The 13,177-nt window shown below is 66.3% G+C and carries 11 protein-coding genes; 3 read left to right on the forward strand and 8 right to left on the reverse strand.

The genetic code is table 11. The annotated features are described in order from the left end of the window. Positions 1-28 precede the first annotated feature (28 nt). The 4 genes from GSQ79_RS03925 to GSQ79_RS03940 form a co-directional block, all read right to left on the reverse strand. Positions 29-1,465 (reverse strand): trypsin-like peptidase domain-containing protein, encoded by a 1,437-nt coding sequence (locus tag GSQ79_RS03925; protein WP_158807429.1) that lies wholly within the window; start codon positions 1,463-1,465, stop codon positions 29-31. Positions 1,466-1,612: 147 nt separating this feature from the next. Further along, positions 1,613-5,281, reverse strand: a complete 3,669-nt coding sequence (locus GSQ79_RS03930; RefSeq protein ID WP_246725087.1) for an indolepyruvate ferredoxin oxidoreductase family protein — start codon at positions 5,279-5,281, stop codon at positions 1,613-1,615. Positions 5,282-5,475: 194 nt separating this feature from the next. Further along, positions 5,476-5,784 (reverse strand): addiction module antidote protein, encoded by a 309-nt coding sequence (locus GSQ79_RS03935; RefSeq protein ID WP_158807430.1) that lies wholly within the window; start codon positions 5,782-5,784, stop codon positions 5,476-5,478. A 3-nt stretch (positions 5,785-5,787) separates the two neighbouring features. After that, on the reverse strand, positions 5,788-6,084 hold the full coding sequence (locus GSQ79_RS03940; RefSeq protein WP_158807431.1) for a type II toxin-antitoxin system RelE/ParE family toxin: 297 nt from the start codon (positions 6,082-6,084) through the stop codon (positions 5,788-5,790). Between the two features lie 184 nt (positions 6,085-6,268). On the opposite strand from GSQ79_RS03940, the gene GSQ79_RS03945 reads away from it, so the two are divergent. Further along, on the forward strand, positions 6,269-7,399 hold the full coding sequence (locus GSQ79_RS03945) for a glycosyltransferase (RefSeq protein ID WP_158807432.1): 1,131 nt from the start codon (positions 6,269-6,271) through the stop codon (positions 7,397-7,399). A 157-nt stretch (positions 7,400-7,556) separates the two neighbouring features. On the opposite strand, the gene GSQ79_RS03950 is transcribed toward GSQ79_RS03945, so the two are convergent. Beyond that, positions 7,557-8,198: a sterol desaturase family protein gene (locus tag GSQ79_RS03950; RefSeq protein WP_158807433.1), complete on the reverse strand. Its 642-nt coding sequence runs from the start codon at positions 8,196-8,198 to the stop codon at positions 7,557-7,559. A 166-nt stretch (positions 8,199-8,364) separates the two neighbouring features. Then, positions 8,365-8,841 carry a DUF29 domain-containing protein gene (locus GSQ79_RS03955; RefSeq protein WP_158807434.1) on the reverse strand — a complete coding sequence of 159 codons (477 nt, stop codon included), beginning with the start codon at positions 8,839-8,841 and terminating at the stop codon, positions 8,365-8,367. A 121-nt stretch (positions 8,842-8,962) separates the two neighbouring features. On the opposite strand from GSQ79_RS03955, the gene GSQ79_RS03960 reads away from it, so the two are divergent. Further along, the gene (locus GSQ79_RS03960; protein WP_158807435.1) at positions 8,963-11,014 is read left to right on the forward strand and encodes a M3 family metallopeptidase; all 2,052 of its coding nucleotides are present in this window, start codon (positions 8,963-8,965) and stop codon (positions 11,012-11,014) included. A gap of 75 nt (positions 11,015-11,089) precedes the next feature. Beyond that, positions 11,090-11,812, forward strand: a complete 723-nt coding sequence (locus GSQ79_RS03965; protein WP_158807436.1) for a hypothetical protein — start codon at positions 11,090-11,092, stop codon at positions 11,810-11,812. Between the two features lie 79 nt (positions 11,813-11,891). Here GSQ79_RS03965 and GSQ79_RS03970 read toward each other — a convergent pair whose 3' ends face one another. Both GSQ79_RS03970 and GSQ79_RS03975 read right to left on the reverse strand, forming a co-directional pair. Further along, complete coding sequence (locus GSQ79_RS03970) at positions 11,892-12,230, reverse strand: hypothetical protein (RefSeq protein ID WP_158807437.1); 339 nt, start codon at positions 12,228-12,230, stop codon at positions 11,892-11,894. Between the two features lie 183 nt (positions 12,231-12,413). Beyond that, on the reverse strand, positions 12,414-13,177 hold a 764-nt coding region (locus GSQ79_RS03975; protein WP_305764609.1), incomplete at its 5' end, for an ATP-dependent helicase C-terminal domain-containing protein.

The following is a 13,177-nucleotide window of genomic DNA, read 5'->3' on the forward strand; positions in this document are numbered from 1 at the left end:
GCAAGCTTGGGCATGACGCCGCAGCGTTTTACAGCCGCAGCGGCAGCGCGACCCAGCGTTCGCCGCCGGACGCCTGCACGAGCACGATCATCGCATGGCGACCACTCGAGGCTTGCGTCAGGATCAGCCTGTCGAGATCGTCGACGTCGGTCGCCGGCTGCATCTGCGCGGTGACGATGACGTCGCCCGCGCGCAAGCCCACCTCCTGCGCGACGCTGTCCTCGGCGACAGCGGTCACCACCAGCCCTCGCACGCCGGCCTGCAGCTTGAAGCGCTGACGAAGCTCGCCGGTGAGCGGCGCGAGCAACAGGCCCATGTCGCCGGTGCTGGCGAAGCGTGGCCCGCTGGCGTCCATGTAGGGTTGCGCCGCCGCTCCATGGGACTGCGGATCCTCGGCGATCGTGACCGAGACGGTGAGCGGTTTGCCATCGCGCCAGAGGCCGAGTTGCACGTGCTTGCCGAGCGAGAGCGCCGTGGCGCGATTGAGCGTGGTCGCGTCTTCGATCGGTTCGTCGCCAAAGGTCTGAACGATGTCGCCGGATCGGAGGCCCGCCGCTGCGGCCGGCGAGTTCGGGGCGACGGTCGCGACGATGGCCCCGAAGAACCCGGGAAACCGCAGCGCCTCCGCCATGTCGGACGTCAGCTTCTGCGCGTTCAGGCCAAGCCAGCCGGCCCTGACACGGCCATAGCGCTTGAACTCGTCGATCAGGAAGATCACGTCGCGTCCGGGAATGGCGAAGCCGAGGCCCTGCGAACCGCCGTTGCTGGTCGAAGTATAGAGCGCCGAGTTGATCCCCACGACTTCGCCGGCCTCGTTGAACAAGGGACCGCCGGAATTGCCGTGGTTGATCGCGGCATCGGTCTGGATGAAGGCGTCGTAGGGCGACTCCTTGATGTCGCGATCCACCGCGCTGACGATGCCGGCGCTGACCGATGTTCCCAGCCCGAGCGGGTTGCCGATGGCGATCACACGCTGGCCGATTCGCACGCTCTGATCGGCGGCAAGCGTGGCAACCGGCAGGGGCTTGTCGACGGACACCTTGAGGAAGGCGACGTCCACGGCCATGGATGTCCAGACCAACTGCGCCGGGACCGTCCGGCCATCCGAGAAGGTGACGGTGAGATCATAGGCGCCCTCGACGACATGCCGGTTGGTGACGATGGAGCCGCTGGGGTCAATGACGAAGCCGGAGCCTACGCCCGTCCGAACCCGGGCGAACGCGGCGCCCTGGGTCGCGGCGGCGTCCCGTGGCGGCGCCGTGACATGGTGCGCGGTGACATTGACGACGGTCGGGATGAGCCTGGCGACGAGGTCGACCATGGTTTGCGAGTCCATGGCCGCGCTCGACCCGGCGAAGACCGGTGAGAGGGGCGTGACCACCAGCGAAAGCGCCAGGGCCTGCCGCAGCATCGTCCGGCGCACGGACGATGCCAGGGTTGGCTGCAAAAGATGTCTGACCTTCATGCCGCAAGCTTAACATGAACGCCGCTTCGACCGCGACGCAAAGATCGTTGAAACCGTGACCCGGCCGCCCGACCCGCTCAGGCGCAAGGCGGTTGGGTCGGCACCATGATGCGTGGCATAAGGCTCGCGGCCAAAACGATGGCGGCCCTACTCGGCCGCCATCCGCATCGCCGGAGCGCCCGCGCGCCACTGCGCCAGCAGGGTCTCTTCTTCGGCCTTGGCGGCAACGCGGTTGCGCTCTTTCACGTGGCCGAAGCCCTTGATCGTTTCCGGCAATGCGGCGAGCGCCACCGCGATCGCGTGGGTGTCGGGCGACAGGCTGGTGAAGAGATCGGCCATCAGCGCTTCATAGTCGGTGATGAGACGACGCTCCATCTTGCGCTCGGCGGTGTAGCCGAAGAGATCGAACGGCGTGCCGCGCAGGCGTTTTGAAGCGGCGAGCAGCGGAAACAGCCGGCGCAGCCAGGGCCCGAACGCGGTCTTGGTCGCGACGCCCTGCTTGTTGGTTTTGCCGACGAGCGGCGGGGCCATGTGGTAGGTGACCTTGATGTCGCCTTCCAGCGTCTCGCCGATCTGGCGGGCGAAGGAGCCGTCGCTGTAGAGCCGGGCGACCTCGTATTCGTCCTTGATGGCGAGCAGCTTGAAGAAGCCCTTGGCGACCGCCGCAGCGAGCCCGGTGTGGGCGGGGGCATAAGCAGCTTCGGCTGAGGCGGCGCGATCGACGAGCGCACGATAGCGCTCGGCATAGGCCGCATCCTGGTAGGCGGTCAGGAAGGCTTCGCGGCGGGCCACCTGGGCTTCGAATGTCTCGGCCGGTGCGTTGCGCCGGGCGCCGGGCTGCGCGGCGGCGACGATGCCGGCGACTTCGACAGGATCGGCGGCGGCGCGACGGCCCCAGGCGAACGCCTGTATGTTCATCTCGATGGCTTCGCCATTCAGCGTGATGGCGCGGAGGATCGAGTCTTCCGCCAGCGGGATCAGACCCTTCTGCCAGGCCAGACCGAGGGAGAACATGTTGGCGGCGAGCGAGGTACCGAGCAGGGTGGTGGCGGTCGCGGTGGCGTCGACATAGGTGACGTCGGCGCCGGCGGCGATGCCGATGGCTTTCTTGATGCGCGCGGTCGGCAGGTCGTAGGTCGGCTTGCGGGTGAATTCGCCCGGAAACAGTTCGGCGGAGTTGACGATGACGGCAGTCTCGTCCGGGCGGATGGTGGCGAGCACCTTCTTCGAGCCGGTGGCGACGAGGTCGCAGCCAAGCACGACGTCGGCTTCGCCCGAGGCGATGCGGATGGCGTGGATGTCCTGCGGCCGCTCGGCGATCTTTACGTGGCTGTAGACGGCGCCGCCTTTCTGGGCGAGGCCGGCCATGTCCATGATCCCGCAGCCCTTGCCCTCGAGATGGGCGGCCATGCCGAGGATCGCGCCGATGGTGACGACGCCGGTGCCGCCGACGCCGGTGACGACGATCGAGAACGGTTTTGCGGACAGCGGGGTCGGCGTCTTGCGCGGGGGCAGGGGACGAAGCCCTTCAGCGGTCTGCGGCGCCAGCTTTTTGGGCCGCGCGCCGGTCACCGTGACGATGGCCGGGCAAAAACCGCTGACGCAGGAAAAATCCTTGTTGCAGCTCGACTGGTCGATGACGCGCTTGCGGCCGAACTCGGTTTCCAGCGGTTGCACGGCGACACAGTTCGAGGTTGCGCCGCAATCGCCACAGCCTTCGCAGACGAGCTCGTTGATGATCACCCGCTTGTCGGGATCGGGCATCGTGCCCTTCTTGCGGCGGCGGCGCATTTCTGCGGCGCAGGTCTGGTCGTAGATCAGGACGGTCGGGCCGGCGATGGCGGCCAGCTTCTTCTGGACGGTGTCGAGGTCTTCGCGACCGTCGATGGTGATCCCGGCCGGCCACTTCATGTCGGCCGGGTATTTTTCTGGCGCATCGGCCACGATGGCGATGGTACCGACGCCTTCGGCCGCGACCTGGCGGGCGATCGCGTCGACCGTCAGGCCACCCTCGTGGGTCTGGCCGCCGGTCATCGCCACGGCGTCGTTGAACAGGATCTTGTAGGTGATGTTGGTCTTCGCCGCGACGGCCCAGCGGATCGCCAGCACGCCGGAGTGATTGTAGGTGCCGTCGCCGAGGTTCTGGAACACGTGGCCGCGCTTGGAGAACGGCGCCTCGCCGATCCAGTTGGCGCCCTCGCCGCCCATCTGAGTGAAGCCGTCGGTGCCGCGGTTCATCGTCTGCGCCATGAAATGACAGCCGATGCCGGCATAGGCGCGCGAGCCTTCGGGGATCACGGTCGAGGAATTGTGCGGGCAGCCGGAGCAGAAATACGGGCTGCGGGTCCCGGCATCGGCGAGGCCCAAAACCTTGCCCTGGATGCGCTCCAGCCGGTCGAGGCGGCTGGCGAGATCGATGTTCGGGTACTGGCGGAGGATGCGGCGACCGATCGCGATGGCGATCTCGTTGGTGTCGAGGGCCCCGTGCGGCGGGAACAGCGGCGCGCCCTGCTCGTCGGTCTTGCCGATGCACACCGGGCGATGCGGCGCGTTGTAGAGTTGTTCGCGGAGTTGAGACTCGATCAGCGAGCGCTTTTCTTCGACGACCATGATCGTCTCGAGGCCCTCGGCGAAGGCGCGTACGCCCTGCGGCTCGACGGGCCAGGGGCAGGCCAGCTTGTAGAGGCGGATGCCGAAGGCGTTGGCCTTGACCTCGTCGATGCCGAGCGCCTCGAGCGCCTGACGCACGTCGAGGTAGGCCTTGCCGGTGGTGACGATGCCGAGCCGCGCCTTGGGGCCGCCTGAGAGGATGATCTTGTTGAGCTTGTTGGCGCGGAGGAAGCCGTGGATCGCCGCCAGTTTGTGCTGCGTCAGCCGGACGTCCTGGTCGAGGATCGAATCATTGGGGCGGATGTTGAGGCCGCCGGGCGGCAGTTCGACGTCGCGCGGCAGGACGTAGGAGAAGCGGTCGGGCGAGGCCTCGATCGAGGCCGTCGATTCGACGGTATCTTTCACGCACTTGATGCCGGTCCAGGTGCCGGTGTAGCGGCTCATGGCGATGCCCATCAGCCCGTAGTCGACGATCTCCTGCACGCCGGCCGGCGACAGGATCGGCATCATCATATCGGCGAAGATGAACTCGGACTGATGCGCGGTGCTCGACGATTCCGCGATGTGGTCATCGCCCATCAGGGCAAGCACGCCGCCGAGCGGCGAGGTGCCGGCGAGATTGGCATGGCGCAGCGCGTCGCCGGAGCGGTCGACGCCCGGACCCTTGCCGTACCAGAGCGAAAAGACACCGTCGTAGCGGCCTTCACCGCGCATCTCGGCCTGCTGGGCGCCCCAGACGGCGGTGGCGGCGAGGTCCTCGTTGAGGCCCGGCTCGAACGTCACCTGAGCGGCGTCGAGGACTTTTTTGGCGGAAAACAGGTTCGAATCGAGCCGACCGAGCGGCGAGCCGCGGTAGCCGGAGACGAAGCCGGCTGTGTCGTGGCCGGCGCGGCGGTCGATCTCGCGCTGCATCAGCAGGACTCGGACCACGGCCTGGGCGCCGGAGACGAAGACGCGGTCCTTGGCCAGGTCATACTTGTCGGCGAGCGTCGTGGTGGTCAGATTGGGAAGGCGCGGCGCGAAGGCGCGCAACGCGGCCGGGGTCGACTCGAGAGCGAAGCCGGCGTCGAACGCCGCTACGTCGGGCGCGCTGTCGTCCTGGCGGTCCGAGCCGCGGCTTGGGTCGACGAACCGATCGGTCATCGTCCAGCCTGCGCGGTTGCCGCGGCGCCTGTCGTGACCGTCGTCCAAGACGATGTCCGCCAAGACGATGTCCGCAAAGAAGACGTGGTTTGCAAGAAAGTGCGGATGGTCGGACCCCCTCTGCCGCTCAGCCGAGGACTAAAGGCCTACGCCATTCATCTTGCACACACTAGTTTTGGTAACCTTCTGGACGGTCACCTTTTGTGTCGCTTTGTATCAATTCGCGGAAGCAGACGCACCGTTAAGACAATGCCGAATCAGGCGACTGGCTCGCTTTGCTTGGCGACAGGCTCTGTGGTCAACCTGAGCCCCAGCGCTCTGGTCACCTTCAGGATGGTCGAAAACGTTGGATTTCCCTCGTTCGACAGCGCGCGGTACAGGCTCTCGCGCGACAGTCCTGTTTCCTTGGAGAGGATGGACATACCCTTGGCTCGAGCGATATCCCCGAGCACCGTCATGAGGAGCTTGGGATCATCCTCCTCGAACGCAGCGTTGAGGTAGGCGGACATGGCCTCATCCGACTTCAGATGTTCGGCCGCATCCCACAGCCGCGTCTGCAGTACCATCGTCTAATACTCCAACTGCGTCGCGAGGCGCTTTGCGGTTGCAATGTCGCGTTGCTGATCGCTCTTGTCGCCACCACACAGCAGCACCACGACCTCGGATCGGTGCATCACGTAGTAAACGCGATATCCCGGACCCCAATCGATCCGAAGCTCGCTGATTCCACGGCCCACGGGCCGAACATCGCCCGGATTGCCTAGCGATAGACGACGGATACGAACGAGGATCTGGGCCCTCGCGATCTGATCGCGAAGCCGTGCGAACCATCGTGAAAACTCGTCGGTCTCTCGGATTTCGACCACAACGCACTCTGTAGCCTGCAGGCTACAAAATCAACCGGAACGATCGTGAGAGGCAATAGGCGCAGCCCGATCAGACGGCAAGGATAGACCCGAGCTCGCGAAACCTGTCTTAAAGGTCGCTCTCACCGGAGCGGCGAGATGTTTCTCGCGCTCCGACAGCAGCGGCAACAGACGGGTTTGCGGTTTGACGATACTCTCAGTTCTTGGTGCGATCTGGTGGATCGCGGGATTCGTAACCTTTGCCGCGTCGCTCGTCGGCGCACTGGTGCAGCCGCTGATTCGGCGCCGAACCACGACGGGCGCCGCCCTGCCTCCGGTGTCGTTGATCGTGCCGGTCAAGCTCGTCAATCCCGGGTTTTTGCGCGCGCAACGGTCGGTGTTTCAGCAAGACTATCCTGGCTACGAGGTGCTGGTCGGCACCGCCGAAACCGAGTCGCCGGCGCTCGCCATCATGCGTGAACTCGCCGGTCACAGCGCGATCCCGAACCGTATCGTGCATTCGCCGACGACGGCAGCCGTCAGCCCCAAGCTCAACACCCTGACGGCGCCGCTCGAAACGGCGGCCCACGATGTCGTCGTCACCAAGGATTCGAACATTTCCTTCGGGCCAACCACGCTCCGCGACCTCATGCGCAGTTTTGGGCCCGGCGTCGGGATGGTCTGCGCCGTGCCGGTCGCGGTGCGGCCGGAGACGCTGGCGGGGGTGATCGAGGCGATCCTGATCAACCGCGACGCCCGCCTGCTGCTTACGGCCTCGGCGCTGGGCAAAGGCTTCGGCATCGGCAAGGTGATGCTGTTCCGGCGCAGTGACCTCGCCAAGGCCGGCGGCATCGCGGCGATGAGCTACACGATCGCGGAGGACAGCGCCCTGTCGAAGGGCTTTGCCGCGATCGGGCTGAAAACCGTGTTTTCCGATCGGACGGTGGATCAGGAGATCGGCGCGCGCAGCCTGCGGGACGTCTATGCCCGGCAGGCGCGCTGGGCGGCGATCCGACGCGCCGAGGAACCGGTGTCGTTTCCGCTGGAGCCGCTGGCCTGCCCGATTCCAGCAGCCATCGCCGGCGCCTTGGCCGCGCCGCTGCTCGGCTTGGGCGGCATCGCGGGGTTCGGCCTCACGCTGGGCGGCTGGCTTGTGATCGAACTGGTGGTGACGGCGGTGAAACGCTGGGAGATCTCGCCCTGGCACCCGATCGCGTTTCTGGGACGCGATCTCGTCCTGCTCGGCGCCTGGGCGGCAGCCTGGACGACCCGCGAAGTCACCTGGGCCGGCCGCAAGCAGGACGTCCGCGACGTGTTGCGAAAACCGGGCGCATAAGAAGATCGGATCTTAAGTCGCGATCGCCCAGCAAGCCGTCTTTGCGAGCGTAGCGAAGCAACCCAAGGGCAGTTGCTGCGTCGATGTCGGTCAGCTGCCCCTAGATTGCTTCGCCTTCGGCTCGCAAAGACGGGCGCGTTAACCTCAACTCCGGATCTTAGCGCTGGCTGGGCTTCTTGTGCGCGGTCCCGAACACCGTGTCCCAATAGGGCGCGCTGACGCCGTAGCCCTTATCGTGATCGCGGAAGTGATGCATCAGGTGCAGCCGACGCAGGGTCAGGCCGAGCTTGGTCGTCGGCTCGGCGTGATGGGTGTAGAAATGCACCATGTCGTAGGTGAGGTAGCCGATCACGAAGCCGGTCAGCACGGGGTAGCAGAGCGGCGTGCCGAACAGCAGCGTGCCGACGCCGAAGGCGATGACCATGATCGGGCCGGACAGCAGGATCGGCATCACCAGGCGCAGCGGATCGTTGGGGTGATCGTGATGCACGCCATGAATCAGGAAGTGCAGCCGCTGGCCGAAGGCGCCGGGGAATTCCCAGTGAAAGAGATAGCGGTGGCCGAAATACTCGATCAGCGTCCAGATGAGATAGCCGAGCGCGGCGCCGCCGAGAACCGTGAGCGGTGCCAGAACCTGCAGGCTGATGTAGGCGAGCGCGATGATGACCGGGACGTAAACGAACAGCGGAACGGTCCAGTGCACGCGCGAAAGCTTGTCGAGTAGAGCATTGTCGAACAGGCGAGGCGAGGCATCCAACGGCGCCGCTTCGTTGGAAAATCCCTGGTCGGTTGCCGTCATCGTAGTCCACCTGCGTTGGAAGCAATAATCCGCGTTTAGCCGAGGATTCGCATGTCGGGCAAGTCACAACATGCAACACTGCCTTGCAAGACGAGTCCAGGGCAAGACGCGCCAAACCGCGGGGACAAAGGCGCAATCGCCTCGGAGCGCCAGCCGGCATACACGGTTAAACCTGGTCGTCGAGGTCGGGTTCCCGGGGCAGAAAACCGGGGTCCAAAGCCTGCTCCAGCGTGAACGGCGGGTGCTCCGGAAACAGCGCGAAAGCGATGCCCGTCTCTTTTGTGGCACGCACGCGAGCGGCCGTATAGGCCCGCGCGAAATCCGCCGCAGGCAGGCTGTGCAGGCTCGGATTGTCCTCCAGCACATCGAGAAGCGACTGCCGCTGCTCGTCGATCGTACTGGTCCATCCCGGCTTTCGGGCGTCCGGCTGGTATTTCCATTTCAGCAGATGGGCCAAGAGCACCGTCAACCGGCTGCGGATCTCGCGCTTTTCGGAGCGGCCCATGCTTTCCACCTCGTCGATGAGGTTGGCGAGATCGAGCTCGGCGAAGCGATGCTCGCGGAGCAGTCGCGCCTGTTCTCGGGTCCAGAGGAAGAAGTCCTGGTCGTAATCGGCGTCTGATCGGGCGGCGGTCTTCAGCATTAAGCGCACTCCTCGCATCGGATGCGGCGGGCACCTACATCATACCACGTCCCACCGCTTTGCGTTGTCGCCCCGCGCATCCCTATATGCTGGCGACACTGCGACCCCATGGAAAGCCTGCATGACCGTGAACCCGCTTCTTCAGCCCTGGACCGGCCCGTTCGAGGCCCCGCCCTTCGCGGCTGTGCGCCCGGAGCATTACCGTCCGGCCTTCGACATGGCCCTGGCTGAAAACGTGAGCGAGATCGCCGCGATTGCCGACAATCCCGCTGCGCCGACCTTCGACAACACCATTCTGGCGATGGAGCGGGCCGGCGAAAAGCTCGACAAGGTCTGCTCGGTCTTCTTCAACCTGTCCGGCTCCGACACCAACGACGCGATCCAGGCGATCGAGCGCGAGATGGCGCCGATCCTGTCGCGGCACGGCTCGGCGATCTATCTCAACAAGGCCCTGTTTCAGCGCATCGACGCCCTCTGGTCACGCCGTGACAGCCTGGGGCTCGACGGCGAGCAGGCGCGGGTTATCGAGCGTTATCACACCATCTTTTCCCGCGCCGGCGGCGGCCTGCCCGATGCCGCCAAGACGCGGCTCGCCGCGATCAGCGAGCGGCTGGCGACGCTCGGCACCCAGTTCGGCCAGAATGTGCTGGCCGACGAGCGCGCCTACGAACTGGTGCTCGACACCCCCGAAGATCTGGTGGGCCTGCCGGCGTCTCTCGTGGCCGCGGCTGCGGCGGCGGCCGAGGCGCGCGGAAAGCCGGGCAAGCATGTGATCACCCTGTCGCGCTCCTCGATCGAGCCGTTCCTGCAGTTTTCCGCACGGCGCGACTTGCGCGAAGAGGCGTTCCAGGCCTGGGCGAAGCGCGGCGAAAACGGCGGCGAGACGGACAACCGCGCCATCATCGCCGAGACGGTGACGCTCCGCGCCGAGCGGGCGAAGCTTTTGGGCTACGAGAGCTTTGCCGCTTTCCGCCTTGCGGATTCCATGGCCAAGACACCGGACGCCGCGCGCCATCTGCTGCACTCGGTGTGGGAGCCGGCCAAGGCCCGCGCCGGCCGCGAGGCGAGCGCTCTGCAGGCGCTGGCCAGCGCCGAAGGCGACAACTTCGCCATCGCCCCCTGGGACTGGCGTTATTATGCCGAGCGCCGTCGCAAGGCGGAGTTCGACCTCGACGAGGCGGAGATCAAGCCGTACTTCCAGCTCGACAAGATGATCGACGCGGCGTTCTACACGGCCGAACAGCTGTTCGGGGTCAGCTTCACGCTGCGCCCCGACATCCCGCTGTATCATCCCGACGCCCGCGCCTGGGAGGTGAAGGACGCTGACGGCGCGGCCATCGCGCTGTTCATCGGCGATTATTTCGCCCGTACGTCGAAGCGCAGCGGTGCCTGGATGAACGCTTTCCGCAGCCAGCAGCGGCTCGACGGCGCCATCCTGCCGATCATCGTCAACGTGATGAACTTCGCCAAGGCGCCCGAAGGTGAGGCGAGCCTGCTCAGCTTCGACGATGCCCGCACCCTGTTCCACGAGTTCGGCCACGGCCTCCACGGCATGCTGTCGGATGTCACCCATCCGATCCTGTCGGGCACCAGCGTGTCCCGCGACTTCGTCGAGTTTCCGTCGCAGCTCTACGAGCACTGGTTCGAGGAGCCCGCCCTCTTGCGGCGCTTCGCGGTCCATAAGGACAGCGGCGCGCCGATCCCGGAGGCGCTGCTGCGCCGGCTGCTCGACGCCCGCAACTTCAACCAGGGTTTTGCCACAGTCGAATATACCGCCTCCGCTTTGGTCGACCTCGACCTGCATTCGCGCGGCGGCGACGCCCCCGTCGACGTCAGCGCCTTCGAGAAGGAGACGCTGGACAAGCTGGGCATGCCGCAGGGCATCATCATGCGCCACCGCACGCCGCATTTTCAGCACGTCTTTGCCGGCGACGGCTATTCCTCGGCCTACTACGCCTACCTCTGGTCCGAGGTGCTCGATGCCGACGGGTTCGACGCCTTCACGGAAGCCGGCGACATCTTCGATCCCGCCACGGCCAAGCGGCTGCGCGACCACGTCTACAGCGCCGGCAACAAGGCCGATCCCGAAGCCGCCTACCGCGCCTTCCGTGGCCGCGATCCATCCTCCGAGGCCCTGCTGCGCAAGCGCGGCCTCGTTGGCGAGGCCGCCTAAGACTCTCGCGATGTTGCCGGAGCCGGCCGATGCGGCCATGCTCCGGCACCTCGTGTCTCAACTCAAGGATACCGCGTGCAGACCGTCAAATTCAGGCTCGTCGACCCGCGGCTGAACCCGCGCCGGACCAAGATGGAAATTCCGGGCTGGTCGGGAAAACCCGAGCCGCGCAAGACGGGTTCGCAGGAATATGTCTGGCACTGCATGCCGTTCACCGAGGGCGCGCAGTACGGGATCGAGATCTTCTACCCCTACGATTTTGAGATGACGGTCTCGACCGTCGACGGCAAGCTGGTCATCGCAGGCGACTTCGGCGAGGGCCCCGGCACCGGCATCGAGTGGCCGCCGTTCCGCACGTTCGGCGAGAAATTCTACACCTATCAGCTGCTCCTCGACGTCCGGCCCGAGGATGGCTTCGCCGTGCGCATGGAGCCGCACCCGCGCTTCTACACCGACACGACCGACACCTGCCCGATCGCCGTGCCGGCGCTGGTCCGCCACTGGTGGCCGATGCTGTCCTTCATGGTCTTCAAATCGCCGGCCGAGGGCCGCACCCACGTGTTCCGGCCGGGCGAGGCGATGGCGCAGATGATCATCATCCCCTCCGAGCCCGACATGGAGCTCGTGCCGATGGGCGAGGAGGAGGCTGCCGAGCGCGAGCTGCAGGGCCGGCGCATCCACGCCAGCCGCGAGACGCTGTCGCTGGAGACGCAATGGTCGTCGAGTTCCAACACGGTGTTCGACGGGACCTATCGCCACATCCTGCGCGCCGCCAAGGCGCGGGCGCAGCAGGACTAGGCGCATAAAAAGAGCGCGTCCGGGCGGACGCGCTCTCCAGTCTCAATCGGCACGAGCGGACGCTGAGCCCGCCTAAGGCTCAGTAGCCGTAGTGGTGGTGATGATGGTGATGCCAGTGGTGATGATGCCAATGGTGGTGGTGATGGTAGAAGGGCCGGAAGAAGCGGTGATGATGGTGGTGGTGATGGTAGTACTGCGCCATCTCCAACTTCGCGTCGCCGTCGGCAGCGGCCTGTTCGGCGAGAACGGCGTTGCTGGCCTTCAGCGTTTCCACCGCATTGGGGATCGGCTGAAGCAGATCGTCGTAGGAGTTCACCGTCATCACGTCCTGAACGTGAGACGCGGTCGCCGCATGCGCGACGTCGAACGACGCCAGCGCGGACACCGCGCCGATCAGGCCGGCGAGTTTCTTGTCCATTCAGTCTCCTCCTCGAGTGTCATGGCGACCCGCAGAGCGGATCGTGACGCGGGGGAACCCCGCGCATCCATGGTGTTTCAACGCCAGGCTCGCCAAAAGGGTGCGGCGCCGCCCAAACCAAAAGGTCGTAAGACTTCAATGGGGTGGTCAAATCGGCGAATTATGCGTAGGGCGCCGAGAGCGCTACGTGCCCCGCGGCTTGGCGCGCAGCGTCGGGAGCGCGGCTGCCGGATCATCCGGCCAGGGGTGGCGGGGGTAGCGGCCGCGCAGATCCGCCCGCACATCCGCCCATGACCCGCGCCAGAACCCTGGGAGGTCGCGGGTGATCTGGATCGGCCGCCCCGCCGGCGACAGCAGCTCCAGCACCAGCGGCACCCGGCCGCCGGCAACGCTCGGATGGACGCTCAGGCCGAACAATTCCTGCACCTTGACCGCCAGCGTCGGGCCGGCCTCCGCGGCATAGTCCAGTCGATGACTGGCGCCGGCCGGCGTCGTCACATGCGTCGGCGCCTCCGCCTCGAGTTTTCGCGCCACGTCCCACGGCAGCAGCGCCTTAAGCGCCGCGTCGAGCTTGTCCGCCCCGATGCCGGCGACGCTCGTCACGCCGTCCAGCACCGGCAGCAGCCACGCGGCATCATCGGCGGCCAGCGCGGCATCGGAGAGATCCGGCCAGGCCTCGCCCTGCGCCTGGCGGAGGAACTGCACCCGATCCCGCCACTGGCCGATCGCCGGCGTCCACGGCAGGCGCTCGATGCCCAGCGCCGCGATCCCGGCGGCGAGGCAGCGCGCCGCGTCCTCGCCCGGGGGAACGCCGAGGTTGCCCTCGGCGAGCACCAGCGCGCCGAGCCGGCGGATGCGGCGCGCGCGCAATGCGGCGCGCCCGGGGTCGAAGCTGAGCTCGACCTTTTCCGTGATCGCGTCGCCGGCGACGGCCTCGAGGGCGACCT

It is taken from the genome of Beijerinckia sp. L45 (assembly GCF_009765775.1).
Classification (GTDB): Bacteria; Pseudomonadota; Alphaproteobacteria; order Rhizobiales; family Beijerinckiaceae; genus RH-AL1.

What these genes read in the sequence shown, in the direction of transcription:
- GSQ79_RS03925 (WP_158807429.1), bottom strand. Translation starts at nt 1,465, where the DNA reads ATGAAGGTCAGACATCTTTTGCAGCCAACCCTGGCATCGTCCGTGCGC.
- GSQ79_RS03935 (WP_158807430.1), bottom strand. Translation starts at nt 5,784, where the DNA reads ATGGTACTGCAGACGCGGCTGTGGGATGCGGCCGAACATCTGAAGTCG.
- GSQ79_RS03950 (WP_158807433.1), bottom strand. Translation starts at nt 8,198, where the DNA reads ATGACGGCAACCGACCAGGGATTTTCCAACGAAGCGGCGCCGTTGGAT.
- GSQ79_RS03955 (WP_158807434.1), bottom strand. Translation starts at nt 8,841, where the DNA reads ATGCTGAAGACCGCCGCCCGATCAGACGCCGATTACGACCAGGACTTC.
- GSQ79_RS03960 (WP_158807435.1), top strand. Translation starts at nt 8,963, where the DNA reads ATGACCGTGAACCCGCTTCTTCAGCCCTGGACCGGCCCGTTCGAGGCC.
- GSQ79_RS03970 (WP_158807437.1), bottom strand. Translation starts at nt 12,230, where the DNA reads ATGGACAAGAAACTCGCCGGCCTGATCGGCGCGGTGTCCGCGCTGGCG.